The sequence below is a fragment of the Methylocapsa sp. D3K7 genome (assembly GCF_029855125.1).
In the GTDB taxonomy this organism is placed as follows: domain Bacteria; phylum Pseudomonadota; class Alphaproteobacteria; order Rhizobiales; family Beijerinckiaceae; genus Methylocapsa.
On sequence record NZ_CP123229.1, the window covers coordinates 4,059,355 to 4,082,863 of the forward strand.

At 59.0% G+C, this 23,509-nt stretch carries 27 protein-coding genes; 22 read left to right on the forward strand and 5 right to left on the reverse strand.

Annotated elements, in window-relative coordinates; all coding sequences use genetic code 11:
• Positions 1-26 precede the first annotated feature (26 nt).
• Entirely contained in the window at positions 27-629 is a 603-nt protein-coding gene (locus tag QEV83_RS18985; protein WP_280129201.1) for a hypothetical protein, read from the reverse strand.
• A gap of 231 nt (positions 630-860) precedes the next feature.
• Here QEV83_RS18985 and QEV83_RS18990 point away from each other — a divergent pair, with 231 nt between their 5' ends.
• From QEV83_RS18990 to QEV83_RS19040, 11 genes are all read left to right on the forward strand, one after another.
• On the forward strand, positions 861-1,244 hold the full coding sequence (locus QEV83_RS18990) for a 4a-hydroxytetrahydrobiopterin dehydratase (protein WP_280129202.1): 384 nt from the start codon (positions 861-863) through the stop codon (positions 1,242-1,244).
• Between the two features lie 80 nt (positions 1,245-1,324).
• Positions 1,325-1,537, forward strand: a complete 213-nt coding sequence (locus tag QEV83_RS18995) for a hypothetical protein (protein WP_280129203.1) — start codon at positions 1,325-1,327, stop codon at positions 1,535-1,537.
• A 194-nt stretch (positions 1,538-1,731) separates the two neighbouring features.
• Positions 1,732-2,220 (forward strand): iron response transcriptional regulator IrrA, encoded by a 489-nt coding sequence (gene irrA / locus QEV83_RS19000; protein ID WP_280129204.1) that lies wholly within the window; start codon positions 1,732-1,734, stop codon positions 2,218-2,220.
• 195 nt (positions 2,221-2,415) lie between these two features.
• Positions 2,416-3,474 (forward strand): ferrochelatase, encoded by a 1,059-nt coding sequence (gene hemH / locus QEV83_RS19005; RefSeq protein WP_280129205.1) that lies wholly within the window; start codon positions 2,416-2,418, stop codon positions 3,472-3,474.
• Between the two features lie 176 nt (positions 3,475-3,650).
• Entirely contained in the window at positions 3,651-5,693 is a 2,043-nt protein-coding gene (locus QEV83_RS19010; RefSeq protein ID WP_280129206.1) for an alkaline phosphatase family protein, read from the forward strand.
• 58 nt (positions 5,694-5,751) lie between these two features.
• Positions 5,752-6,342, forward strand: coding sequence for a DUF1285 domain-containing protein (locus QEV83_RS19015; protein WP_280129207.1), 591 nt, complete (start codon positions 5,752-5,754; stop codon positions 6,340-6,342).
• Positions 6,339-6,962: a CoA pyrophosphatase gene (locus QEV83_RS19020; protein WP_280129208.1), complete on the forward strand. Its 624-nt coding sequence runs from the start codon at positions 6,339-6,341 to the stop codon at positions 6,960-6,962. The genes QEV83_RS19015 and QEV83_RS19020 overlap by 4 nt, the downstream gene beginning before the upstream one ends.
• Positions 6,962-7,222: a DUF6111 family protein gene (locus QEV83_RS19025; RefSeq protein WP_280129209.1), complete on the forward strand. Its 261-nt coding sequence runs from the start codon at positions 6,962-6,964 to the stop codon at positions 7,220-7,222. The genes QEV83_RS19020 and QEV83_RS19025 overlap by 1 nt, the downstream gene beginning before the upstream one ends.
• The gene (locus QEV83_RS19030) at positions 7,219-8,487 is read left to right on the forward strand and encodes a CCA tRNA nucleotidyltransferase (protein ID WP_280129210.1); all 1,269 of its coding nucleotides are present in this window, start codon (positions 7,219-7,221) and stop codon (positions 8,485-8,487) included. Before QEV83_RS19025 ends, QEV83_RS19030 begins: the two co-directional genes overlap by 4 nt.
• A gap of 82 nt (positions 8,488-8,569) precedes the next feature.
• Complete coding sequence (locus QEV83_RS19035) at positions 8,570-8,818, forward strand: hypothetical protein (RefSeq protein ID WP_280129211.1); 249 nt, start codon at positions 8,570-8,572, stop codon at positions 8,816-8,818.
• Between the two features lie 36 nt (positions 8,819-8,854).
• Entirely contained in the window at positions 8,855-9,640 is a 786-nt protein-coding gene (locus QEV83_RS19040) for a TSUP family transporter (protein ID WP_280129212.1), read from the forward strand.
• On the opposite strand, the gene QEV83_RS19045 is transcribed toward QEV83_RS19040, so the two are convergent.
• Entirely contained in the window at positions 9,637-10,416 is a 780-nt protein-coding gene (locus tag QEV83_RS19045; protein WP_280129213.1) for an SDR family oxidoreductase, read from the reverse strand. The genes QEV83_RS19040 and QEV83_RS19045 overlap by 4 nt on opposite strands.
• A gap of 57 nt (positions 10,417-10,473) precedes the next feature.
• On the opposite strand from QEV83_RS19045, the gene lysM reads away from it, so the two are divergent.
• The 4 genes from lysM to QEV83_RS19065 all read left to right on the forward strand — a co-directional run bounded on the left by lysM (position 10,474) and on the right by QEV83_RS19065 (position 14,028).
• Positions 10,474-11,079, forward strand: coding sequence for a peptidoglycan-binding protein LysM (gene lysM, locus QEV83_RS19050; protein WP_348273243.1), 606 nt, complete (start codon positions 10,474-10,476; stop codon positions 11,077-11,079).
• Positions 11,080-11,441: 362 nt separating this feature from the next.
• Positions 11,442-12,263 carry a 3'(2'),5'-bisphosphate nucleotidase CysQ gene (locus QEV83_RS19055; RefSeq protein ID WP_280129214.1) on the forward strand — a complete coding sequence of 274 codons (822 nt, stop codon included), beginning with the start codon at positions 11,442-11,444 and terminating at the stop codon, positions 12,261-12,263.
• 156 nt (positions 12,264-12,419) lie between these two features.
• Positions 12,420-12,653, forward strand: coding sequence for a DUF4170 domain-containing protein (locus QEV83_RS19060; RefSeq protein WP_280129215.1), 234 nt, complete (start codon positions 12,420-12,422; stop codon positions 12,651-12,653).
• 79 nt (positions 12,654-12,732) lie between these two features.
• Positions 12,733-14,028 carry a glycosyltransferase N-terminal domain-containing protein gene (locus tag QEV83_RS19065; RefSeq protein WP_280129216.1) on the forward strand — a complete coding sequence of 432 codons (1,296 nt, stop codon included), beginning with the start codon at positions 12,733-12,735 and terminating at the stop codon, positions 14,026-14,028.
• 22 nt (positions 14,029-14,050) lie between these two features.
• Here QEV83_RS19065 and QEV83_RS19070 read toward each other — a convergent pair whose 3' ends face one another.
• Entirely contained in the window at positions 14,051-14,275 is a 225-nt protein-coding gene (locus QEV83_RS19070; protein WP_280129217.1) for a DUF2093 domain-containing protein, read from the reverse strand.
• A gap of 133 nt (positions 14,276-14,408) precedes the next feature.
• Between QEV83_RS19070 and QEV83_RS19075 the strand changes: the two genes are divergently transcribed.
• The 5 genes from QEV83_RS19075 (at position 14,409) to QEV83_RS19095 (ending at position 17,891) form a co-directional block, all read left to right on the forward strand.
• Positions 14,409-15,176, forward strand: coding sequence for an alpha/beta hydrolase (locus QEV83_RS19075; protein WP_280129218.1), 768 nt, complete (start codon positions 14,409-14,411; stop codon positions 15,174-15,176).
• Positions 15,177-15,331: 155 nt separating this feature from the next.
• Complete coding sequence (gene cysE / locus QEV83_RS19080; RefSeq protein ID WP_280129219.1) at positions 15,332-16,165, forward strand: serine O-acetyltransferase; 834 nt, start codon at positions 15,332-15,334, stop codon at positions 16,163-16,165.
• A 120-nt stretch (positions 16,166-16,285) separates the two neighbouring features.
• Complete coding sequence (locus QEV83_RS19085; protein ID WP_280129220.1) at positions 16,286-16,681, forward strand: DUF3126 family protein; 396 nt, start codon at positions 16,286-16,288, stop codon at positions 16,679-16,681.
• A 10-nt stretch (positions 16,682-16,691) separates the two neighbouring features.
• Positions 16,692-17,222, forward strand: a complete 531-nt coding sequence (locus tag QEV83_RS19090) for a gamma carbonic anhydrase family protein (RefSeq protein ID WP_280129221.1) — start codon at positions 16,692-16,694, stop codon at positions 17,220-17,222.
• A gap of 426 nt (positions 17,223-17,648) precedes the next feature.
• Complete coding sequence (locus QEV83_RS19095; protein WP_280129222.1) at positions 17,649-17,891, forward strand: hypothetical protein; 243 nt, start codon at positions 17,649-17,651, stop codon at positions 17,889-17,891.
• A 278-nt stretch (positions 17,892-18,169) separates the two neighbouring features.
• On the opposite strand, the gene QEV83_RS19100 is transcribed toward QEV83_RS19095, so the two are convergent.
• Together QEV83_RS19100 and QEV83_RS19105 are read right to left on the reverse strand one after the other, a co-directional pair.
• Positions 18,170-19,066 (reverse strand): DUF2971 domain-containing protein, encoded by an 897-nt coding sequence (locus QEV83_RS19100; RefSeq protein WP_280129223.1) that lies wholly within the window; start codon positions 19,064-19,066, stop codon positions 18,170-18,172.
• 194 nt (positions 19,067-19,260) lie between these two features.
• Positions 19,261-21,360 (reverse strand): penicillin-binding protein 1A, encoded by a 2,100-nt coding sequence (locus QEV83_RS19105; RefSeq protein WP_280129224.1) that lies wholly within the window; start codon positions 21,358-21,360, stop codon positions 19,261-19,263.
• 339 nt (positions 21,361-21,699) lie between these two features.
• Between QEV83_RS19105 and dnaN the strand changes: the two genes are divergently transcribed.
• Positions 21,700-22,836 (forward strand): DNA polymerase III subunit beta, encoded by a 1,137-nt coding sequence (gene dnaN / locus QEV83_RS19110; protein WP_280129225.1) that lies wholly within the window; start codon positions 21,700-21,702, stop codon positions 22,834-22,836.
• Positions 22,837-22,941: 105 nt separating this feature from the next.
• Positions 22,942-23,508, forward strand: a complete 567-nt coding sequence (gene efp / locus QEV83_RS19115) for an elongation factor P (protein WP_280129226.1) — start codon at positions 22,942-22,944, stop codon at positions 23,506-23,508.
• Position 23,509: the final 1 nt, after the last annotated feature.

The window sequence follows — 23,509 nt, forward strand, 5'->3', positions numbered from 1 at the left end:
CGCACTGCCGTTCTGGGTGGCTTTTCTCAATCCCAGTTCCGTTGAATGATCTTGGCGAGCGCGAACAATCGCTGCTCGATCAGCGTCGGAGACTCGCAGACATAGGTGAGCGCCTGCCGCCGTTCATCGAAAACCCGCAAGTCCCATTGCAAGTTCTGCGCGACGGTCCTCTTGTCTTGCCCCACCGACTCCAGCGGCTGTGGGTCCGGCGCATCTTTCGGCAAAGCGTTCTCGGCGCGTATTTTGCCGGCAAGTTCCTTTTGCTTCGCCCCGAAGCGCAACAGCCCGTCGATCACTTGCGTGCGTTCCCCATCGAGGGTCTCGAACAGGCCGGCGAAAACGGCGAGCAGCTTTTTCTGCTTTCCGGCGCCTTCTGACGCGGCAAAGGCGTCGATCGCGCGCCCTGCCTCCTCGAGCGGCGTGCGCCGTGCCGCGATCTTCGCGACAAGATTAGCCACCGCGGGATCGCTTCGCCAGGCGACGCCTTCAATCGAAGGGCCGGACCACATGGTGGTGGCCGACAGCCGGCCGACGAGAATCTGCCGGCACGGCCAATCCGGGTTGGAATTGCCGCCGCGCGGCTGCGCCAGGCCCGCCGGAAGGCCCCCAAGCACCCCTAACAGCGTCATCGCACTCCATGCCGCCTTTTCCCATCGGTGGAAGCTGCGCCGGCAAGCCGGCCGTGATCCCGGCATATCTCCTCCGTTTCTGGCTCATCATTCATATTTGGTGGCGGCCCAAACCCGCCCATTTCGTATCATGCCGCATTTCGTATTAGAATTGTTTTCCAGACGAAACTCCGATGGCCAAGCCAACACATGGCAAGCCAGCGGGAAGCATCGCAGCAGATGGGAGTCACGATGAGCGACGCCGCCAAGGAAAGAACCTATAGCGAACCCGAGATATTGGCCCGGCTTCAACAAGAATTGCCGCGCTGGACTTATGAAGGGGGATGGATTCGCCGCACCTACAAAACCGCGAGCTGGAAGAGCACCTTGATGGTGATCAACACGGTCGGTCACCTTGCCGAGGCGGCTTGGCATCATCCCGATCTGACCGCCTCCTACGCGTGGGTTGAGGTCCGGCTGCAAAACCATGCCGCCAAGGGAATTACCGACAAGGATTTCTCGCTGGCAAAGAAAATCGAAGATGTGGTGCTCTGGCAGCCCGCCAAGGAAGGCGGCGGCCTCGAAGGCACGCCCGCCGATCAGCGTTTCGCCTATATCGACTATAAAAAAAGCTAACGATCTCCAAGCGGGCGGGTTAACCCATTTTGCCTTAAATTTGCATGCTTTGGACTTCCTCTTGGTCGAAGGGGCCGGAGATGGGTTTCGTCGAATTGATTCTGACGGTTTGCACCATGTCTCAGCCTGCGTCCTGCGAGGAGCGCCGGCTTTCGTTGATGGACGAAGGCTCGCTCATGCAATGCATGACGCAAGCCCCGCCGGTCATCGCCGAATGGTCGGGCACCCATCCAGGCCGGCAAGTCGTCCGATGGCGGTGCAGTTATCCGGGCAGCGAGGACAGCACCCTTTAAGGGCCGAGCGGCCGCCATGCTGCAGCCGCTCACACAAGCCGGCCGTGCTCGCCGCAGGCACAGGGATAAATGCGGTGGTTTGGTCTCGCGAAGCAAAATGACGTTCAAAGGTTGCCCGGCGGGCGCCAGTTCTCTATATTTTCCAAATTGGCCTTCAGCTATGCCGCCGGACAAGCCGGAAAGGGTGCTAATTCATGGCTGCCCATAGGACTTCCCCGAATGTCTCGAAACCGCGCCGCGCGGCCGCGCCGGTTGGGCTGTTGACAGGGTGTCCCTTTCACGACGTGCGCAGCAAACTCTGCGCCGCGGGGCTGCGGCCAACACGGCAGCGAATTGCCCTCGGCTGGCTGTTGTTCGCCAAAGGGGACCGTCATCTGACCGCTGAAAATCTGCAGGAGGAGGCGCAGGCGTCGCGCGTTTCGATCTCGCTTGCGACTATTTATAACAGCCTCAATCAATTCACCCAAGCAGGTTTGTTGCGGGAGATCGCCATCGACGGATCGAGAACTTATTTCGACACCAATGTTTCGGACCACCATCATTTTCATGTCGAAGGCACGAATGTTTTAATCGATATCCCTCGAGTCGACGTCGATTATAAAGGGCTGCCACAGCCCCCGCCTGGTAAGTCGATCGCCGGCATCGACGTCATCATCCGCTTGCGCGACAAACAGTCACTCTGAGCCCATCGCGTTTTCCACCCCGATTCGCTGCTGAGCGGGTGCGCCTCTCGGGCGCGGCGTGCGGTCATAACGCGCGGCACCGTCATGAAAGAAACACTATGTGAAAACATCAAGCGCGGTGTTGCGGATCCTTCGCGTAAATGCCGTAAGACGAATGCCGCGAACGATGACCTCAAAAGGCGGACGTATCGATAAATGGCAGCCATACTCGCAAATAATGAACCACAGATCGCGCCAGGAAAGATTGGCATTCTGCTAGTCAACCTTGGAACGCCGGATGCCCCTCGCTACTGGTCTGTCCGGACATTTCTGAAGGAGTTTCTGACCGACCGTCGGGTCATTGAACTCCCGCGATTGTTCTGGTGGCCGATTCTGCAGTTTTTCGTCTTGATCTTCCGGCCCGGCCGGATCGCCAAGCAATATGCGGCGATCTGGAACAAGGAGACCAATGAAGGACCGCTGAAGGCCATTACGCGGTCGCAGGCAGAAAAACTCGCGGCTTGGATCGGTGCCGGCGGCCTTGATTCGAAAAGCCACCATGTGGCGCGTGACCGGTTTTTCATCGCGTGGGCGATGCGCTACCGCAAGCCGAGCATCGCGGAGGGCATTACGACCTTAAAGGAGCACGGGTGCTCCAGGATTTTGGTCGTGCCGCTGTATCCGCAATACGCCGCCGCTACGACGGCAAGTGTTCATGACGAAGTTTTCGCGGCCTTAAAAGCGATGCGCTGGCAGCCGGCGGTTCATATCGCTCCACCCTATTTCGATGACCAGACCTATATCGACATTTTGGCGACATCGATTCGCAGCGGCGTTTCGCGTCTTGGTTTCGTCCCCGACACGATCCTGGTTTCGTTCCACAGTCTGCCGAAGGCGATGATCGCCAAGGGCGATCCCTATTACGACCAATGCCTTGTGACGTGGCAGTTGCTCCGGCAAGAACTCGGGCTCGGCGAAGACCGCTGTCCGGTGAGCTTTCAATCGCGCTTTGGCGCGCGCCAATGGCTGCAGCCTTATACGGTGGACAAGGTGAAGGAGCTGGCCCGAGGTGGTCTCAAGAGCTTGGTTGTCGTCGCGCCCGGCTTTGCCGCCGACTGTCTCGAAACGCTCTTCGAACTCGGAATCGAAAACCGCGAGATTTTTGTTAAAAATGGCGGCGCGAATTACGCCGTGATTCCTTGCTTGAACGATAGCGAACTTGGCATGATGCTGATCCACGATCATGTCGCGCGCGAAATCAAGGGCTGGATCTAGAATTTTAGCGGTGCCGCGCGGGCATGAGGCCCGCGCGGGTCAAACATTCTCAGTCCCGTCTCCAACCGATTTGGAGAGGCGCCCAGAGTCTTGCCCCCCGCGACGATGCCGCTTGTATGTCATTCGAGCATCGGCAAAAAAGGCGGCGTTTGCCGAACGCAGGGATTGGGGGCCAAATGAATCGATTTTTGCTTCGCTCGGGCGGTGCCTTGGCGACGGCGGCTTTGATGCAACTGTGCCTTCCGGCGCAGGGCAGGGCGCAACAACCGGACGTGTCCCTTGTTACTTTGCAGCCAGACCCCGCACCAGACGTGGCGCCATTTTACCGCGACTGGACAAGGAGCGATGAGCCGGCGCTCTCAAGGGAACAAATGATCGAACGCCTTCGCGGGGCGATCAAATATGTTTTCGTAATCTTTAACGAAAATGAATCCTTCGATCATTATTTCGGGACATTTCCGGGTGCCAACGGAATTTACTCGGACGGCCAGCACCCGCGTGCGCCTAAGGATACGCCAGGCTTCATTCAGACATATCAAAATGTCCGGAGCGGCGAGGCGGTGAGCGTTGAACCATTTCTGATTGGTCTCGATCAAAACGCCAATGTGATAGACAGCGTCAATCATAGCCATAAGGGCATGGCGCGGAAGATAAACGTTTCCGACAACACCGCCGCGATGGATCGATTCGCGTTCGACGAATATAAGCGCTTAGCCATCGAGGCCAACCCCCCGAACGATGCCCAGGGCACCCAATTCGCGCGTCTCGTCATGTCGCATGTCGATTGCGATACCGTACCGTTCCTATGGCAATACGCCAGCCGGTTTGTTCTGTTCGACAACATCTTTGCGACCGAGAATGCGCCATCGACACCAAATGCGCTTGCCTTGATTGCCGGTCAGGCCGGTGAGACGCAATGGGTGAAGCACGGAATCAACGGCCGCGATTTCAGCGTCGGTACCCATTCTGGAACGACCCACGCTCCGCCTGTCGTAAAGGATTTTCAGCCCTTTTATGGCTCAAACTTCGATGTCACTGAGACGAACCGGCAGCCTGTCGAAGCGAAAGAACGCGATGCCGATAATTTCATTGCCTCGAATCTCACCTTCGCTTCGCTGCCCCTGACGTTTCTCGGACGTGACGTGAGGGCCGCGATGAGCCAGGATCTGAATAAGGACTATGATGAGCCCGATATTCAGCGGGACATCGATTTTATCGCTTCGCTCGACAAAGATCCTGTTGCCTGGCGCTGGTATGAGGAAGGTTACGATCACGAGGCGACGGATGCTGATGCCACGGCGTCGCACGACAGCTACATCAGCCACCACGAGGCGCCCCAATATTTCGGCTATCTCGCGAACAATCCGGCGCTCCGGAGCAATTTCCGCGGTCTCGGTGATTTCTTCACCGATATGGCGGCTGGCGCGATGCCGCTGGAGGGCGGCGTCTTTTATATCCGTGGCGGACGGGACAACATCTTCAAGCAAAAGCCCTATGTGCTTCCGGGCACGCCAGCCGACAAGGCGGCTGCGATCGCCAAAATTCGCGGCGATGACGATCATGGCGGCTATAGCGATCACCAGATCAGCGAAGCCTTGAACGCGCGGATCATCAATGCGATCGCAGCCAATCCCGACATTTGGAAACACAGCGCCATCATCATTACCTATGATGAATCGGATGGTTTTTACGATCATGTACCGCCGCGCATTCTGTCCTACGGACCGGACCATCTTCCGCTTGCGCGCGGGATACGGATTCCGCTTATCGTGATTTCCCCTTATGCGCGCGTGCACGCCGTCTCCCACGCCGAGGGCGACCACAATGCCGTGATCGAGACGATCAATGCGCTGTTCGGGCTTCCCGCGCTCGCCAGTCTGCCCGACGAGGCGGAGGCGCTCGCCGCTGGCCGCGCCGCCGCGTTCAACGGACCCAATGGCTTCGTTCAGAATTATCTTGGGCCGCGCGACATCAATTCGCCCGTCTCGGATGATCTTCTGTCCGCCTTTGATCCCAAACGGCTGCTTGGGCTCGAACCGCCGTTGCTACCCGGCTATGCGCGTATCAGCGAGGACATTGTGGATCGCTTTCCTCATTACGGCGGACAGGGTTGCGTGGCTTTGGGGATAACCACCGAGGACCGGCGGCAAGGCATCGAAAACAAGATCCCGCCCGGCTTCAATGCGTTGCCTTACAGCTACCCGGCTGGCAATCAGTAGCAGCGCCCGGGCCTCATCGTGGCGCTTGACTGATTTCGCGGAACGTAGATTGTTCCTTATGATCGATAGCTTAATCAAGAATGCGGGACTGGACGCGGGAAAAGCGCGGCAAGCGTTGCCGCCGGTGGAGCAATGGCATCCGCCATTTTGCGGTGCCATTGATATGCGGATCTCCCGTGACGGCACGTGGTTTTACAACGGAACACCGATTGCCCGGCCCGCGCTCGTGCGGCTCTTCTCGACCATCTTGCGCAAAGACCCTGACGGCTATGTTCTCGTCACGCCCGTCGAGAAAGTCGGCATAGATGTCGAGGACGCGCCTTTCCTCGCCGTCGAAATGAGTGTCGTGCAACCGCGAGTGTTGCGATTTGCAACTAATGTGGGGGATTGGGTCGAAGCCGGAACCGAGCATCCAATAAGATTCGAAAAATCGGCGCATGGCGGGATCAAGCCCTATATCCATGTGCGGGGCGGTCTGTGGGCGCTCGCCACCCGCACCATGTCTCTCGAACTCGCCGGGCTTTGCGAGACAAGGGAGCATGCGGGCGCTGCCTGTTTCGGCGTGGTTTCGGCGGGCGTTTTTTTCCCGATAGCGGCCGAGGCAGAGGTGGAAGCGTTGGCAGCCGGAGGCTCGGAAAGGAGCGCATGACATCAAACGCATCTGCGGATTGGCGTTTTGCTCCGGCGACCGTCTTTGCCCATGTTCGGGCGCGCCTCACCCTGGCACCAGCTGGCAATGGGCATGACACGCGGCCAGTTCCTCATGTTCCTGGGCGTCTGCGGCCTGCTGCGGTTCTCATTGGGCTCGCCGCCTATCCTGAAGAAGTGAGGCTCATTCTCACCCAGCGGACGGCGGGGCTGCGGGATCACTCAGGGCAGATCGCCTTTCCAGGCGGCAAGATCGAGGCGCGTGATAAAGATCCGGCCGCAGCCGCTCTGCGGGAGGCGCAGGAAGAGATCGGTCTCGACCCGCGTCGCGTCGAGCCGCTTGGATATCTCGAACCCTATGCGACCCGGACGGGCTTTTATATTGTTCCGGTGGTGGCCAAGGTTGCCGCGCCTCTTGCCCTTAAGATCAACCCGGAGGAGGTGGACGAGGCCTTCGAGGTGCCTTTCGCTTTTCTCATGAATGCTGCCAATCACGCTTTGCATCACAAGGAGATCGAAGGGAAAATGCGGCATTTCCATGCGATGCCTTATGGGGCGCGGAATATTTGGGGCGTGACTGCCGACATTTTGCGCAATCTCTACGAAAGGCTTTATGACTGATGTGGCGCGCCATCCTCGATCCCTTGCTGCTGTTTGCCTCCCCTTTCGCGGCCTACGCGGTTTACCTCGTCCTCCGGCAAAAATATCCGTTTACGGTCGAGCACTGGAGCAAAAGCGCGGTCTCGACACTCACCTTGACGGGTCTTGCGATCGCGGTCACCGGCATGCTCGCCTTCGGCATTTTCGCGCCGCGCCATGAGGGCGCCTATATCCCGGCCCATATCGAAAACGGGCGGATTGTGCCGGGGCGGCTGCAATGAGATCTACCGGCGAGCAGGGCATCGCGGCACCCGATGCGCTCACCGCCTTATTCTGTGATGAAGCCTTGCTCAGCGTATTTAGCGCTCTGCAACTTGAGGGCGAGGAAACCCGCATAGTCGGGGGTGCCTTGCGCGATGCGCTTTTCGGCCGACCTCCGCATGAAATCGATCTTGCGACCACGCTTTTTCCGGAGGCGGTCATCACCCGGACAAAAGCCGCCGGCCTTCGCGCGATTCCAACCGGCATTCAGCATGGCACTGTCACCGTGCTGGCGGGACAGGAAACATTTGAAGTCACAACTCTGCGCGAGGACATCGAAACCGATGGCCGTCACGCGGAGGTCCGCTTTGGCCGTGATTTCCGGATCGATGCCCTACGCCGGGATTTTACCATGAACGCACTGTCCTTGGCGCCGGGCGGACGGCTTTTCGATTACACCGGCGGCCTTGCTGATATCGTGGCGCGGAAAGTCCGGTTCATTGGCGAACCCGAACAACGGATTAAGGAAGACTATCTGCGCATCCTGCGCTTCTTTCGCTTCTCGGCCGATTTCGGCGAAGGTTTGCTTGATCGCGCAGGGCGCTTGGCGGCCATCCGGCAAAGAGAGGGCCTCGGCCAGCTCTCGCGCGAAAGAATCCGGGCCGAACTGTTGAAGCTGTTTTGCGCCCGCAAGGCCGTCGAAGTATGCAGCGAAATCTGTGGCGATGGGTTGCTGCATCCGCTTCTCGCCTCGGCGCCGAATCCGGCACGCCTGCGGCGCCTGATCGCCATTGGCGAAGGTGCAGGTCCGGCGGAAAATCCGCTCCTGCGGCTTGCCGCGCTTTGCCTTGCTTTGCCCGAGGATGCCCTGCGCCTGCGTGACCGGTTGCGGCTATCCAACACGGAAGCTGAGCGGCTCGAAGCCGCCGCGCGCGCCCTGATCGGGCTTCATGGCCGCGACGAACCGCCAGGCTTCCATGACTTACAAGCTTTGCTTTTCCGGCATGGGCGCCAAGCGGCTGTCGATGCGGTCCTCTTGGCCGAGGCCGATGCCCGCCCAGGAAATGGCGGCGGCTGGGTGCTGGCGCGAAATTTTCTTTTTGAGGCCACCGAGCCCCGGCTACCGTTCTCGGGCGCCGATGTGATCGCCCTTGGCATCACGGAGGGGCGGGCGATTGGCGAGGCATTGAGAGGTCTGCAAGCGCGCTGGATCGAGGCGGGCTTTCCAACCGATCCCGCCAGTCTGACGCGCTTGCTTGACGAAGTGCCACGGCGGGCGGGATAGTGGCGGCACGGCAGCGCGCCATGGTTATAAAATGCCATCATGCGCCAATCGGGCGCTCGTTGCCCGTCTGCGGAATTGCATCGTGAGCGGTCAACAAAAGACACCTGCGGGGATCGCGCGCCGTCTCGCCAAGCGCGGGCAAAAAGAGCCGCGCGAAAGCGCTTGGCGGCGCGAGACCTATACGCTTCCGCGCAGCGCGGCGCGGGACAAGGCGCGCGATTATTTTCTAAAATTTCCGAAGGCCGCGTATATGACAGAAATCGAATCCTGGCGCGAACTGCCGGACGATTGCATCGAATTCACCATCCGCCGTCTGCCCAGCGCCGATTGACAAATCCGGAAGAGACCTGGGCATGGAGGAGGTTTGATGGACTATCTTGTCATTAGCGCCGTCGCGCTGATCGTATCCGGCCTGACGCTGTTTTCCGGCTTTGGGCTTGGAACAGTTCTCATGCCGGCCTTCGCGCTCTTCTTTCCAGTGCCAGTCGCCATTGCGGCAACAGCAGTCGTGCATCTTGCCAACAATCTTTTCAAATTGGTGCTTTTGGGCCGCAATGCGGATTGGCGCGTCGCGCTGAAATTTAGCCTTCCAGCCGCGATCGCCGCTGGCGCCGGGGCGGCCCTTTTGAAGGTTTTTGCAAATCTCCCTGTGCTCGCGGCTTATGATTTGGGCGGCCGGACACATGAGATCACGGCGCTTGGCGCGGTGATCGGATCGCTGATCGTCCTCTTTGCGCTGCTCGAACTCAGCCCAAAATTTTCCGAACTCAAGTTTCCGCCCCGGTTTCTCATTCTGGGCGGCTTGCTCTCAGGATTTTTCGGCGGTCTCTCCGGCAATCAGGGGGCCTTGCGCGCGGCCTTCCTCATCAAAGCGGGAATGACAAAGGAAGCTTTCATTGCAACGAGCGTTGTCTCGGCAGTGATCGTCGATGTCACGCGTCTGCTGGTGTACGGTCTTGCCTTCGCTCGTCAAAGTTTAGAGCGGCTCCCCGCCGATGTGATGGGCACGGTCGTCGCAGCAGCTTTGGCGGCGTTTCTCGGCGCCTTTTTTGGTGCCCGCCTGATCTCGAAGATAACGCTGCGGACGGTCCAACTCACCGTCGCCGTCAGCATGGTGATTGTTGGATTTTGCTTGGCCGCGGGCCTCATCTAAAGCACGACATCGGGGGTTTGCCAGGCAAGATGCTGACCGGCATCGACGGCAATCATTTGGCCGGTCACATTGCGGGCATTGGCTAGATAGAGCACCGCGTCCGCGACATCGTCCCCCGCGATCGCGCGGGCCAGCGGCACTCCCTTGACTTCCCGCGCGAATCCCGCCTCCCCTTGGTTGAGGTTCGGCGAGACAGGACCGGGGCCGACCGCGTTCACTCTTATGCCCTGCGGCGCGAAGGCTTGCGCCATCGTCCGTGTCGCCGCAAAGAGCGCCGATTTGCTCAGACTATAGGTAAAAAATTGCGGTGTCGGCCGAAGCACCCGCTGATCGATGATGTTGATGATCGCCCCCTCGCTCCCCGTCGGACATTGCTTCGCGAAATCGCGCGAGAGAATGAGGGGCGCTTTTAAATTCACCGAAAAATGCTTCTCCCAAAGGTCGAGATCGAACGAGGTGGCATCATCTGGTTCAAATATCGCGGCGTTGTTGACGAGCAAAACCAGCGGCCCAAAGATCGCTTTGGCTTTTTCGACCAGGGAACACAGGCCGTCAGGGCCAAGCAGATCGCACGGCAATGCGCGCGCGGTGTGCCCGAGCGCGGTTATGCGTGCCGCAGCGGCCTCGGCCTCGCCTCGCGAGGCATTGCTGCAATGCAATACAACCGGATAACCGGCTTGCGCGAGCCGCTCGGCGATGCGCAGCCCGATCCCTTTCGCCGCTCCCGTGACGAGAGCCGCACCGGGGAGCGGCAATTTATCAGCTCCGATATTCATAGTCCCGCTCTCCGCCGCCAATCCCTATGTTTGTAGTCCGATGCGGCCGCGGCCCCAATGAATTCGATGGCATTTCTTGAGCGGCTTGTTAAGGTCATCAAAAGTGGTCCAGGCAGCCGCCCGCCTGCTGCTTTCTGGATGCTCCGCCGCGAGCCGTTTGCCGGAGAAAATGAGGGACTGCACGAACAACGACGCGAAAAGGGAGATGAAGTCATGGGCCTTTTAAGCTTTGCCAAATCGGTCGGCGCTAAGATTTTCGGCGGCAGCGAATCGGCCGCAGCTCCCCCCGATCAATTGAAGAAGGAGGCCGAGAAACACGGTCTCGATGTTTCCAAAGTCGACATCAAGACCGATGGCGACAAAGTCGTGCTTTCGGGCACCGCCGCCTCGACGGAAGAGGCGGAGAAAATCGCTCTCGCCATTGGCAATTCGGTGGGGGTCAGCACGGTGCAGAACAATATCGCCTCCGCCGACAAAGCCCCGGAATCCAAATTTTATACCGTGAAGCCGGGTGATTCTCTCTGGAAGATCGCCGAATCCGAATATGGCCATGGGCATGGCGGCAAATATCCTTTGATCTTTGAAGCAAACAAGCCGCTGCTGACGGACCCCGACAAAATCTACCCGGGCCAAGTTCTGCGGATTCCGCCGCTCCCGTCATGAACCGCGCCAGCTGCCGATTGGTCCGAGTCGAGACTCTTTGAGCGCGTTGCACCCGTGCTTCAAGCGGGAATTTTCTGCCGAGGTGATCCTCGCGCGGTCAGCGGACCGCCGCTGCGAAAAATTTTTACCTTGTCCCGCGGTGCGGCCTGCCGGCGCCATTATTTTTGTTCGAGGCCCGGCAGCAAAGAGGGAAGGCCGCATGAGTCCGGATGCTAGCTAAAACGAGGCAGAGAGCGCCTAAGCGGCCCTCGGCTTCCCCTCAATTCCAAGAACGGCGGCGCGGAGAGTGCGGGAAATGCTTGTCTGCCGCGCCGCAGCGCGATAAGCGAAGAGGACATTTCCTCCGCTTACGGCGATGAATTTTGATTGCACTCTCGAATCGGGACACATTGGCGGATGCCGCCGTCGAGGCCGCGCGCGGGGCGGGCGAACTGGCGCTGGCGTTTTTTCGTCCGGGCGCGGCGACGAGCGCCGGAATTTCCCACAAGCCCGGGGGCTCGCCGGTCACCGAAGCCGATTTCGCCGTGGACCGGTTCTTAAAGCAGCGCCTGGAATCCCTGCTGCCGGAAGCTGGCTGGCTTTCCGAGGAGACCGAGGATACACCCGCGCGCCTTTCGAAGAGTTTGGTTTTTGTGGTCGATCCCATCGACGGCACCCGCGGCTTTGTGGCGGGCCGCAAGGCCTGGTCCATCGCGGTCGCGCTCGTCGAAGACGGACGTCCGCTGTTCGGCATCGTCCATGCGCCCGCGCTCGGGGAAACCTATGTCGCCGTCAAGGGTGCCGGGGCACGCCTCAATGACAGGATAATCGAAGTCTCGAAACTTCGCGCGATCGATGCATCGTCGAGGGTTGCAGCGCCGGTGTTTCTCGCCAAACAACTGCATGCATTGGGTCTTCATTTCGATCTGCAACCGAAGATTTCGTCGCTTGCGTTGCGAATTGCCGCGGTCGCCTCCGGTGCGCTCGACGCTGGCTTTGCCTCGGAAAACGCTCATGACTGGGATATTGCGGCGGCCGATCTCATTCTTCAAGAAGCGGGAGGCCGTTTGACGGGTCTCGACGGCCGCGCGATCGTTTATAACCGCCAGGATACAAGGCATGGCCTGCTAACCGCGGCACCGGCGCAGATTCATGCCGAAGTCAACGCCGTGGCGCGCAACATAAATCGTCTTGCTAAACAATAGCTTTTCTGGCGAGAGTTAGGGGATGTTGAGAATTCTGATGGCGCATGGAAAATGCCCGCGGCAATTGAGGGGAAACTTTTCGGCGGTTTCCGATGCAGTGTGTCCGGGCAGAATTGTCCGCTGCGCCGCCAACACTATTTGGCTGGGGAGCTAAGGATGACGGACGGCAAGCAACTTCTCCATTTTGTTTTCGGCGGCGAACTCAAGGATTTGAACGGCACCGAATTTCGCGATTTGTCCAAACTCGATGTCGTCGGTTTTTTCCCTGACTATGCATCGGCTGTGCAAGCCTGGAAAGCCAAGGCGCAGGCAACCGTCGACAATGCGCATATGCGGTATTTCGTGACGCATATGCATCGCCTGATCGATCCCTCGAAAGACCAGCATTGACGGAGAAACTGGCCGCCTGGCCTTTTGAACGGAGTTCGTTGGGGAGAGCGTGCCGCCGATTGAAATATCCAGATCGCCCGTGAGAACGCCGCCGCTGCTCGCGGCCTATCGCCTGGCAAGCGCGGGCCTTGGCCTTTTTGGCCCCATTTACCTGTGCTGGCGGGGTATGCTCGGCCGCGATGATTTTTCAAGGCGGCGCGAGAGACTTGGCCGGGCTTCTCTAGATAGGCCTGGCGGACCGCTGGCACTCCTCCATGCGGCCAGTGCTGTTTCGGCGGCCTATCTGACACCTCTCGTCGAAAAACTTGGGCAGCTCGGTTTTACCGTTGTCATCACGACCGGCGATGGAGACTCCGGCCCCTACCTCGCGCCGCGCTTGCCACTCTCCTTGCATCAACTTGCGCCCCTCGACGTGCCGCAATTTGTGGCCCGGTTTCTCGATCATTGGCGGCCGGATATCGTCCTGATTTCCGGGGAGGAGCGGCCGCCAAATCTGATTTTGGAAAGCCGCCGCCGCGGCATTCCTCTCGCACTCGCCGATGCCAGCTTGCCGGCGCGGCCGTTCCTGATTTGGCGTAGGTTTTCCGCCGTGGCTCGATCGCTCTTGGAGCGCATCGATATGTGTCTTGCCCAATCAGACATCGACGCGGGGCGTTTCGCCCAACTCGGCATGCGCCAAGTTCTGGTGACCGGCAATCTCAAATATGATTTTGCGCCACCGCCCGCTGATCCGTCTGCCTTGGCGCTGCTTCTCGCACGGATCGGGACACGGCCGCTGTGGGTTGCCGATGGAACCTTCCCCGGCGAGGAGGAGATTGTCATGGCGGCGCATTGCCGGCTCGTCCGGCAATTTCCCGAGCTTCTGACCGTGATCGTCCCGCATCACCCGGCGCGAGGTTTCGAAATCGCGCAAAGCGCCGTGAAAATGAAACTTACCGTGGGGATGCGCGGCGGCGATCGCCAAAGCGCGCCTTTGCCGGAGATCTATATCGCTCACACGAGAGGCGAAGCGGGATTGTTTTACCGTGCGGCGGGGGTAATTTTCGCCGGCAAATCCTTGTGCCGGGGCGGCGGCAAAAACCCGGTTGAAGCGGCGGCTCTTGGCTGCGCGGTCCTGCATGGCCCGGACGTCGAGGATTTCGAGGAGATTTATAAAGCTCTCGATCAGACGGGCGGCGGCGGTTTGGTGGTCGACGAGGAAACGCTCGCAAAGCAGCTGGCGCTTCTGTTCTTTGACAATGCCGAATTGCGGGGGATGGCGCGTGCGGCGGCCGAAACGGCGGAAGCGCTCGGCGGCGCTTCAAACCGCATCATCATCGCGCTCAAGCCCTATCTCGCCCAGGCGATGATCGCGGCGACGGACGCCGAGGGTTAACGCCGCTGTCTGGAAGAGGGGATCAAGTCGCCTTCGGCTTGATGCCGAGCCTTTGCAACTTGGCCTCGGGACTGGCATAGGGCTCCTGCAAATCGACATTCCAGTAGCGCAGATCCTCAAGCTTGATCGGGACCCCGGTGGCGGCGCAGCGGACAAAGCTGCCAGGACGCAAGACCCGGAATTCGCCGTCCAGATATTCGATTTCGGCTTCTCCCGCCGAAAGAGGGCGGCGTTCAAAACGGTTCATGGAAATTAGGCTCAATTCGAACAGATTCGGAAATAAGGTAAAGGAGATTTATCGAATTATCTACCTTTTCCCTGAAGAATCCAGTGTTGCCGCCCTTTATGCCTCAGCTAAACAGGGGCGGAGGTAAGTTCAAATGCGCGAATTTTTGAACCGGGGCGTTCGCTTGGCCTTTATCGACGAACCCCCGGCACTGGACGATCGCGGGGAGCCGATCCTTCTCATTCATGGCTTCGCTTCGTCGCACGCGGTGAACTGGGTCTTTCCGCAATGGGTAAAAACCTTGACCGGGGCAGGGCGCCGGGTCATCGCATTCGACAATCGGGGGCATGGACGCAGCGAAAAACTGTACGATCCGGCCGACTATACCATGCAAAAAATGGCGGAAGACGCCCGCGCACTTCTCGATCATCTCCATATCGAGGCCGCCGATGTGATGGGCTATTCGATGGGCGCCCGGATCGCCGCCTTTCTTGCCAAGGCGCACGCCCACCGCCTGCGGTCCTTGATCCTCGGCGGTCTTGGCTATCATCTGGTGGATCGCGGCGCGCTTCCCTTGAATATCCTGGAAGCCATGGAAGCCCCTTCGCTCGACGGACTGACAGATCCCATGCAGCGGCTGTTCCGCGGCTTCGCCGAGGCGACCAAAAGCGATCTCAAGGCGCTCGCCGCATGCGTACGCGGGGGCCGTCAAATGATGAACGAGAAGGAGATCGGGGAACTCACGCTCCCTGTCCTGATTGCCGCTGGGACCAAGGACGAGGTCGCGGGTGATTCTCATAAGCTTGCCGCCTTGTTCCGGGCGGCGCGAGTTGTGGATATTCCGGGCCGCGATCATAACAGGGCAGTTGGCGACAAAGTCTATAAAGAAAGCGTACTTTATTTTCTTGAACAACGCCCCTGATCTTCTTGATATCCGCTGCCTATCTATTTGCTACGCCCTGCGAAACATGGCTCGCGACTTTGTTCGTGCCAATCAAGGTCCGTGCGTGCTAAGGACGGACGATTGGGTTTTTGACGAACGCGATCGCAAGGGCGAAGCTTGCTGGGAGGCATGTCATGGTTTCCGCGACAGGGACGGCAAAGGTCCTGACGCTTGCCCGCACCGACCCGGTGTTCGCGCGGCTGCGTGGGGAAGCGGAGGAGGCCGTCCGCAAGGAGCCCGACATCGCCGGCTTTATGTTTTCGGCGATCCTCAACCACGACTCCCTGGAAGCAGCGATTGTCCACCGGCTCACCGCGCGGCTTGGCCACAGCGTATTTCCAAGCGATCTGATCGAACATGCTTATATCGAAGCGATCGCCGCCGATCCGTCGATCCCGGAAGCCTTTCGCGCCGATATCGCGGCGGTGGTTGATCGCGACCCCGCCTGCATGCGGCTAATCGAGCCTGTGCTTTATTTCAAGGGCTTCCATGCCATTGAAACGCATCGGTTGGCGCACGCCCTGTGGAACGCCGGACGCCAGGATTTTGCGCTCTATCTGCAAAGCCGCTCATCCGAAGTGTTCCAGACCGACATTCATCCGGCGGCCCGGATCGGCAAGGGCATTTTCCTTGATCACGCGACGGGGCTTGTCGTCGGCGCCACCGCGACCATCGGCGACAATGTGTCGATGCTGCAAGACGTGACCTTGGGCGGCACCGGCAAGGAGCGCGGCGACCGTCACCCCAAAATCAAACACGGGGTGTTGATCGGCGCTGGCGCCAAAATCCTCGGCAACATTGAGATTGGTCGCTGTTCTCGGGTTGCCGCCGGTTCGGTCGTGCTGCACGCGGTGCCCGACAACAAGACGGTGGCGGGCGTACCGGCGCGGATTGTGGGGGATGCCGGCTGCGCCGAACCCTCGCGCAGCATGGATCAAATCCTTGCTCTGGAGCCTGCCGGCGAATAGTTTCATCCGGAGCGGCGAGGTTGCCGCCGGGGGGCTTTTCTGGCAGAGGTCTGGTCCGGTGAAATGCATGGCGCACACTACACCGCCTGCGTGACAGCCTTGGTGCCTGCGGAGCGAAGCGTGGACAAAGCGGAATTGCAGAAACTGCAGGAATTCCTGCGCAAATCCCTGGGCAATCCGGGGCTGAAAGTCACGCCTGCCAAACGCAATCCCGACGATGCCGATGTGCGTCTTGGCGAGCGGCAAATCGGCACGATCTCCGTCGATGACGAAGACGGCGACAGGTCATTTGCCTTCGAGATGAAAATTCCGGTCGAGAGGCCGGTGCTGCAAGAATATTTGCGGCGGCTGTTCGAGACCGAGACTTTGAAGATTGTGCCGCGCGCCAAAAAAAACGATTCGGTCGAATTGAACAATGGCGATGATTTTATCGGCGTAATTTCGGCGGACGATCCCAAGGCCAAGAGTTTTACCTTGCAGATGGCAATCCTCGATTTCGACCTCGAGGAATTTTAAGGGCTCGCCCATGCCGCTTTATGCGCTGGATGGCGTCTTCCCCATTTTGCCGGAGGTGGGCAAATTCTGGATCGCGCCGGATGCGCAAATCATCGGCAAGGTGCGGCTGGAGGCGGAGGTCTCGATCTGGTTCGGCGCCGTCCTGCGCGGCGACAATGAAGAGATTTTCGTCGGCGCCAGATCCAATGTGCAGGATGGCTCGCTGCTGCATACCGACATGGGCTATCCCTTGACCATCGGCCCCGGTTGCACGATCGGCCATCATGCGATCCTGCATGGTTGCACGATCGGCGAGAACAGCCTCATCGGCATGGGCGCGACGCTGTTGAACGGCGCCAAAATCGGCCGCAATTGCCTCGTCGGCGCCAATGCCTTGCTGACCGAGGGCAAGGAGTTTCCCGACGACAGTCTCATCATTGGCAGCCCCGCGCGAGTCATGCGCACCCTCGATGCCGCCTCGGCGCAGCGGCTGCGCGAGAGCGCCGAACATTATGCCGCCAATGGACGGCGCTATGCTAAGGGCCTCGTTGTGATCGGCTGAAGACTTAAATCCCACAAGCCTGCGCGCTTTGCTGGTGAAAGCAATCGTACCAAAGTGTTTCACGTGAAACGATTTGGTACGATCGGCGCTTGAAATCCTGCAAGACTCAGGACAGCGGCCGCGCTTTTGAGCGGTAAGATGGATCAATTTTTTTGTACAATTCTGGGATTACGGCGGCGCGTTGGAGCACCGCGTCTGCTGCCCGCTACGCATCTGCGATGTAAGTTGCGCGCAAATTCAATGTCGGCCTCCAATGAACGGGGGACGCGCGCAAGCAAGAATTACTGTTTCCTCTTGAAGGGCAAGTGAGGTCTGACGCAGCGAGTGCTTCGGCTCGCCGAAAGGGCCAACCCGAGCCGATCGTCATTCGATCCGGCTTTCCATTGGGACTACCAATTCAATTCGTGAAAGAATTAGGAGGTTCTCGTGACACACGACCATGCAGGACTCGAAGGCAAAATTCTTGATCTTAATGACGCAATTCGCAAAGTTCACGATGCAAAACATGCCGAGCTTCTCATCGGATTCATCCGCAGACCGGGATGGACCACTGTCGCTGAAAATGAACTGGTGCAAGCTCATCTAGAAAATCTGCATAGCCAGGTGAGCAATCTGCACAAGTCACTTGATTCGCTCACGAAAGCAGCAGACAAAGTTGGAAAGAAATAGTCCAAGCCACTTCGTTCGGCTGAACGCATCCGTCTGAGCCCTCCTGTTGAGGAGGGCTCGAAGATTCATCTTGGTGGGCGAGGTCACTGCGAGAGGTGCCGAGACGAATTTATCGGCAGCAATTGACACATATACGACGGGCAAGTGGAATGTTTTTGTGCCGGAATTTTGCACCAAAAAAGCAATATCAAAGGGGAATTTTTGTCACGAAAGTTTTGGATTATGCACCGTCGAAGGGGCAGTACCCACAAGTAGCAAACTCCTCGACACTATTCGCATCAGACGCTATCGAACCCGAGGCTTCCATCTGGCATTCGCTTCATTCTAAAGATCGCGATGTTTGGGTTAACTGCCAAAGCCATGCTGACAATGCAATCGGCGTCCGCCTTTTCCATAGCAAGGCCAAGATATAGCTCAACTATCTCTTCGGGATGATACGGGTCTGTGTTCCACGGCTCTTCATCCTGCCGCAAGTGGATCGCCAAGCGATACTCGCCTTCGTGCTCCCATTTCAGAGTCTTGGTGTAAACGATCTTATCAAGCATCGCCCTTGTGCGAGCCTCCAAATCTCCAAACAGGCCGCCAGCGATGAACTCAAGCGGGTCATCGTAAAGTGTGGGGCGCTTCTCGCGATAGATGACGGGCTGGAACACATTAAACTTGGATTGTTTGGCTACATTCGGTTCGATTCGTAGCGCGATTCCCTTGTGGTTCTCGGCATAGTCGACCCACATTTTTTCGGAGTCCTTGTGGGTGGTCACACAGAGCACTCGGGTGGCTTGCATCTGTTCATTGATCTCCTTGACGACCACTCCAGCTCGCACGCGCATGTAATTGACGTCAAAGACAGGCTCTGCTCCCTCGCTAGCCATCTCGGCTTTGACCATATCTGCGGCCTTGGGATTGGTACGGAATACATGCTGAATGAGCGCAAGCTGCTCCTTCATCGGCGAGCTGCATGTTGGCGGATCGTTGATGTGCTGAAGAATTATATCCGTGAAGCCGTGCTCAATCTTCGTCAGCGCCACCTCCATTTCTTCGGGAAACATGCTCTGGAACGTCAGGTCTTCTGTGTCGTTGAAATCTGATGGCTTTGCGTGTTTGAACGTTCTATTCTCGAGCGTTAGCAACGCGCCCTTAAAGTCAAGATATTTGTAAAGCGGAGGCAGAGGCATGGATCATCTGTCGCTGTTGCCCAACAAAACGGGAGTTTGCATCCATCTGGTTAGAGATGGACAGCCAAGAAGCCGATGCCTAATGTCGAACTTCTGCTTCGGATGCGCACCTGACGCTGTACCGTGCCCGCTCGATGCCACAAAGAACTCGCGCTCCAGCGTCAGGCACCCCAGCCATCTGATCTAGCCCGAGCCTATCCCCCAAACAGCTGCTCGAAAATGTTCTTCGGTCCGCTTTGCGCCCGGCGCCTTTGTCCCGGTTGGCCATTGGGAATATCTGCTGGCGGCACCAGGCCGCCGCCATAGGCTGGCGAAGTTGCGCGGGCATCGTTGCGCTGAGGCATATCGTCTGGCGGATAGGGCGGGGGCGCGACGTCGCGTGTCGTGCTGGCGAATGGGCCGCCGGAGAAGAAGTTGGGCAGAGGCCAGCCATTTTCATCCGCCACGGCGGTGTTGCCCCGCCAAATGCCGCCGGGCAGCGGCTGCGGCACCACACCTTGATGCGCGGCGCGCATGAAGCGCGACCAGATCTCGACCGGGAGCGAGCCGCCCGTGGCTTTTTTCGTCGGCGAATTGTCGTCATTGCCGAGCCAGACGCCAGTGACCAGATGGCTCGTATAGCCAATGAACCAGGCGTCGCGAAAATCCTGGCTTGTGCCGGTTTTTCCGGCCGCTTGCCAATCGGGCAAAGACGCCTTGCGCGCCGTGCCGGTGAGCAGGGTTTCCTGCATCATGGCGTTCATCATCGCCACATAAGTGGGATCGATGACCCGGCCATTGCTGGTGACCTTGCGCTGATAGAGAAGCCTTCCCGACGCGGTTTTCACTCTTGAGATGATCTGGGGCTGCACGCCGATGCCGCCATTGGCGAAGGCCGCATAAGCGCCGACGATTTCGAGCGGCGTGACCTCGGAGGTGCCGAGCGCGATCGACGGATTGACGGAAAGCTCGGAGGTGATTCCAAGCCGGTGTGCGACCGCGGCGACGGCCTTGGGACCGGCTTCGAGGCCAAGCCGCACCGCCACGGTGTTGAGGGATTGCGACAGAGCTTTGGTCAGGGTGACCGGACCAAAATACTGGTGCGAATAATTTTCTGGCTCCCAGCCTTTGACATTGATGGGCGCGTCGGCCCGCACCGTGTCCGGGGTGAGGCCGGTTTCGAGCGCGGCCAGATAAACGAAAGGCTTGAACGCCGAGCCCGGCTGCCGCTTCGCTGAAACCGCGCGATTGAATTGACTCTCGGCATAGTCGCGGCCGCCGACTAGCGCCTTGATCGCTCCATCGGGCGCGAGCGCAACAAGAGCGCCTTGACCGATGTTGAGGGCGACGCCTCTGCGGGCGAGCGCGTCTTCAAGTGAGGCCTGCGCGAGGGCCTGGAGGCCGCCGTCAAGCGTCGTCGAGACGGTGATGTCTTCGTCGATGGCGCCAATCGTATCGTCGAGCGTATCCATCACGTAATCGGCGGCATAATTGGCGGCATTGGTGTTTTGATCGCGGACGGCTTGCGCAGGATGGGCAAGGGCGAGCGCCGCCATCGCATCGGTGATAAAGCCCTCCTGCCGCATCGCCTCGATGACTTGCGCCGCGCGCTCAGCGGCGCCTTCCGGATTGTGATTGGGCGCGAGCCGCGTCGGCGCCTTCATCAGCCCGGCGAGAATGGCGGCCTCTGGCAAGGTCGCGTTGCGGGCGGCATGGCCGAAATATTTTTGCGACGCCGCCTCAACGCCATAAGCGCCGGAGCCGAAATACACGCGGTTCAAATACAGTTCGAGAATTTGATTTTTCGAATATTTGTGTTCGAGCCACAGGGCAAGGATCGCTTCCTGAATTTTCCGCGAAACGGTTCTTTCCTGGGTCAGAAAGAGATTTTTGGCGAGCTGCTGGGTGAGGGTCGAGCCGCCCTGCACCGAGCCACCCCCCGCGAGATTGTGAAAGACGGCGCGCAGAATACCGGTCGGATCAATGCCAAAATGCGAATAAAAATGGCGGTCCTCGATCGCGACAAAGGCCTTGGGCAAATAGGGGGGCAAATCGGCCAGGCGCACCGCCGCGCCGCCGGTGTCGCCGCGATTGGCGAGCAGAGTGCCAGACTCGTCGAGAATCGCGATGTTCGGCGGCCGTTTCGGCACGGCAAGAGCATCGATGGCCGGCAGTTTCGTGGCCTGATAGGCGACAACGCCAGCACCCGCGACGGCGGCCCAGACGGTGGCGATCAGGCTCCAATACAGCACGAACCCGGTCAGCGAGCGGCGTTTCCGGCTTCGGGGTCGCGTGGTTTCGGCGCGGCGGGGCAAATGTCACCTTAAGGTTTGCAAAGTTTGGCCGAAATTTTTTGTGGACTGGCGGAAAACCACCCGGCTGACTGTGGCCGCGGGCTTTTCAAGATACGCGCACCCGTTTGCAACGAAACCGCACCGGTTTCCTGGGCATGATTGTCCACAATCGCAACTTTTTTATGTTAATTCCGGCGGATTAAGGGCAGGTAAAGGTTCGGCCGCCGCCGCCGCGGGCGCAATTCCGGGAATGATGTCGGTAAGGCTTGCGATTTGGCTGCGACCGCGCCAAAGTCCGCCCCCGGGTGCATCCAAGGCACGCACGGCAAGATCGAACAAAAAGCGCGATTGGACCACCCCATGAAGGTTACCCTCGAACGAGCGGCTCTGTTGAAGTCTCTTGGCCATGTGCATCGCGTCGTCGAGCGCCGCAATACCATTCCGATATTGGCGAATGTCCTGTTGCGCGCCGAGGGCCAAGCGCTGCTGCTCAAGGCGACCGATCTCGATCTCGAGGTGACCGAGCGTTTGCCCGCCGATGTTGGCATTGCCGGTGCGACCACGCTTCCCGCGCATATCCTCTATGAGATTGTTCGCAAATTGCCGGACGGCGCCCAGGTTTCGCTCGATTCAAGCGGGGAAGGCCAGTTGCAACTGCGCTCGGGGCGCTCGCGGTTCAATCTGCAATCCCTGCCGGACAGCGATTTTCCAGATCTTGCCACCGGCGAGCTGGGGCATGGTTTCAACCTCGCGGCGCAGGATCTCAAGCGGCTGATCGACAAAACCCAATTCGCGATTTCCAACGAAGAAACCCGCTATTATCTGAACGGCGTTTATCTGCATACGATCGAGGTTGAGGGCCATATGATGCTGCGCGCCGTCGCGACCGACGGGCACCGGCTGGCACGGGTCGAAATTCCCGCGCCCAAAGGTGCTGCCGGCATGCCGGGCGTGATCTTGCCGCGCAAAGCCGTGACCGAGGTGCAAAAGCTCATCGAGGATCCCGGCGCCGAAGTGCGGGTCGACATCTCGGCGACCAAGGCGCGGTTTACCTTCGGCGATCCGGCGGCGGCTTCAGGGCAGGTCGTGCTGATTTCAAAATTGATCGACGGCACTTTTCCCGATTACGTGCGGGTCATTCCCGCTGGCAACGACAAGCGTCTGGTGGTCGACCGGGCGCCATTCGCGGCGGCGGTCGACCGGGTGTCGACGATTTCGTCGGAGCGCGGCCGCGCCGTTAAGCTCGCCCTCACTGATTCAAAGCTGACTCTGTCCGTGACCAACCCAGATTCCGGCTCGGCGACGGAAGAGCTCGATGTCGATTATGATTCGGCACCGATCGACATTGGCTTCAACGCCCGCTATCTCCTCGACATCACCGAGCAGCTCGAAAGCGACACGGTGTTGTTCAAGCTCGCTGATCCTGGGTCTCCGACGCTGGTGCAAGACCGCGATGGGGCGGCGGCGCTCTATGTGCTGATGCCGATGCGGGTGTGAGCGGATCGCCAGTCCGCAAACCAAAAAGCCAATCGCTTTTGAACACTCTTTGATTGCCGGTGAATGCCGCTAAACGCGAGCAATATCTTTCGAGTGGAAAACCTCATGCCCAGGATCAATGGTAATCAAATTACGCCCGGCACTGTCATCAGCCACGATGGCGGCCTTTGGGTTGCTGTGAAAACCAATGCGGTGAAGCCTGGCAAGGGCGGCGCCTTCAATCAGGTCGAACTGAAAAATCTCATCGACGCGCGCAAACTCAATGAGCGTTTTCGCGCCGACGAGACGGTTGAAGTGATTGAGCTCGAACTGAAAGATTTCAGTTTTCTGTATGCGCAAGGTGACGCGCTCGTTTTCATGGATCTTGAATCCTTTGAACAGATCGAGCTCGACAGCGATTGGATTGGCGAGCGGGCGGCTTTTCTTCAGGAGGGCATGAAAGTCACTTTGCAGATGCATGAAAGCCGCCCGGTCAGCATCAGATTTCCGCCAAATGTCACCTTGACGATTGTCGAGGCCGATCCCGTGGTGCGCGGCCAGACCGCCGCCTCGTCCTACAAGCCAGCAAAACTCGAAAACGGCTTGCGCGTGCTTGTGCCGCCTTTCATCGATGTCGGCGAGAGAATCGTCGTCGATACGAATGAGGCCACCTATCTGCGTCGGGCGGATTAAA

What these genes read in the sequence shown, in the direction of transcription:
- QEV83_RS19090 (WP_280129221.1), top strand. Translation starts at nt 16,692, where the DNA reads ATGCCGCTTTATGCGCTGGATGGCGTCTTCCCCATTTTGCCGGAGGTG.
- QEV83_RS19015 (WP_280129207.1), top strand. Translation starts at nt 5,752, where the DNA reads ATGATCGATAGCTTAATCAAGAATGCGGGACTGGACGCGGGAAAAGCG.
- dnaN (WP_280129225.1), top strand. Translation starts at nt 21,700, where the DNA reads ATGAAGGTTACCCTCGAACGAGCGGCTCTGTTGAAGTCTCTTGGCCAT.
- QEV83_RS19100 (WP_280129223.1), bottom strand. Translation starts at nt 19,066, where the DNA reads ATGCCTCTGCCTCCGCTTTACAAATATCTTGACTTTAAGGGCGCGTTG.
- irrA (WP_280129204.1), top strand. Translation starts at nt 1,732, where the DNA reads ATGGCTGCCCATAGGACTTCCCCGAATGTCTCGAAACCGCGCCGCGCG.
- QEV83_RS19030 (WP_280129210.1), top strand. Translation starts at nt 7,219, where the DNA reads ATGAGATCTACCGGCGAGCAGGGCATCGCGGCACCCGATGCGCTCACC.
- QEV83_RS19040 (WP_280129212.1), top strand. Translation starts at nt 8,855, where the DNA reads ATGGACTATCTTGTCATTAGCGCCGTCGCGCTGATCGTATCCGGCCTG.
- QEV83_RS19025 (WP_280129209.1), top strand. Translation starts at nt 6,962, where the DNA reads ATGTGGCGCGCCATCCTCGATCCCTTGCTGCTGTTTGCCTCCCCTTTC.
- QEV83_RS19070 (WP_280129217.1), bottom strand. Translation starts at nt 14,275, where the DNA reads ATGAACCGTTTTGAACGCCGCCCTCTTTCGGCGGGAGAAGCCGAAATC.
- QEV83_RS18985 (WP_280129201.1), bottom strand. Translation starts at nt 629, where the DNA reads ATGACGCTGTTAGGGGTGCTTGGGGGCCTTCCGGCGGGCCTGGCGCAG.
- QEV83_RS19010 (WP_280129206.1), top strand. Translation starts at nt 3,651, where the DNA reads ATGAATCGATTTTTGCTTCGCTCGGGCGGTGCCTTGGCGACGGCGGCT.
- efp (WP_280129226.1), top strand. Translation starts at nt 22,942, where the DNA reads ATGCCCAGGATCAATGGTAATCAAATTACGCCCGGCACTGTCATCAGC.
- QEV83_RS18990 (WP_280129202.1), top strand. Translation starts at nt 861, where the DNA reads ATGAGCGACGCCGCCAAGGAAAGAACCTATAGCGAACCCGAGATATTG.
- QEV83_RS19060 (WP_280129215.1), top strand. Translation starts at nt 12,420, where the DNA reads ATGACGGACGGCAAGCAACTTCTCCATTTTGTTTTCGGCGGCGAACTC.
- QEV83_RS18995 (WP_280129203.1), top strand. Translation starts at nt 1,325, where the DNA reads ATGGGTTTCGTCGAATTGATTCTGACGGTTTGCACCATGTCTCAGCCT.
- cysE (WP_280129219.1), top strand. Translation starts at nt 15,332, where the DNA reads ATGGTTTCCGCGACAGGGACGGCAAAGGTCCTGACGCTTGCCCGCACC.
- hemH (WP_280129205.1), top strand. Translation starts at nt 2,416, where the DNA reads ATGGCAGCCATACTCGCAAATAATGAACCACAGATCGCGCCAGGAAAG.
- lysM (WP_348273243.1), top strand. Translation starts at nt 10,474, where the DNA reads ATGAATTCGATGGCATTTCTTGAGCGGCTTGTTAAGGTCATCAAAAGT.
- QEV83_RS19045 (WP_280129213.1), bottom strand. Translation starts at nt 10,416, where the DNA reads ATGAATATCGGAGCTGATAAATTGCCGCTCCCCGGTGCGGCTCTCGTC.
- QEV83_RS19075 (WP_280129218.1), top strand. Translation starts at nt 14,409, where the DNA reads ATGCGCGAATTTTTGAACCGGGGCGTTCGCTTGGCCTTTATCGACGAA.
- QEV83_RS19020 (WP_280129208.1), top strand. Translation starts at nt 6,339, where the DNA reads ATGACATCAAACGCATCTGCGGATTGGCGTTTTGCTCCGGCGACCGTC.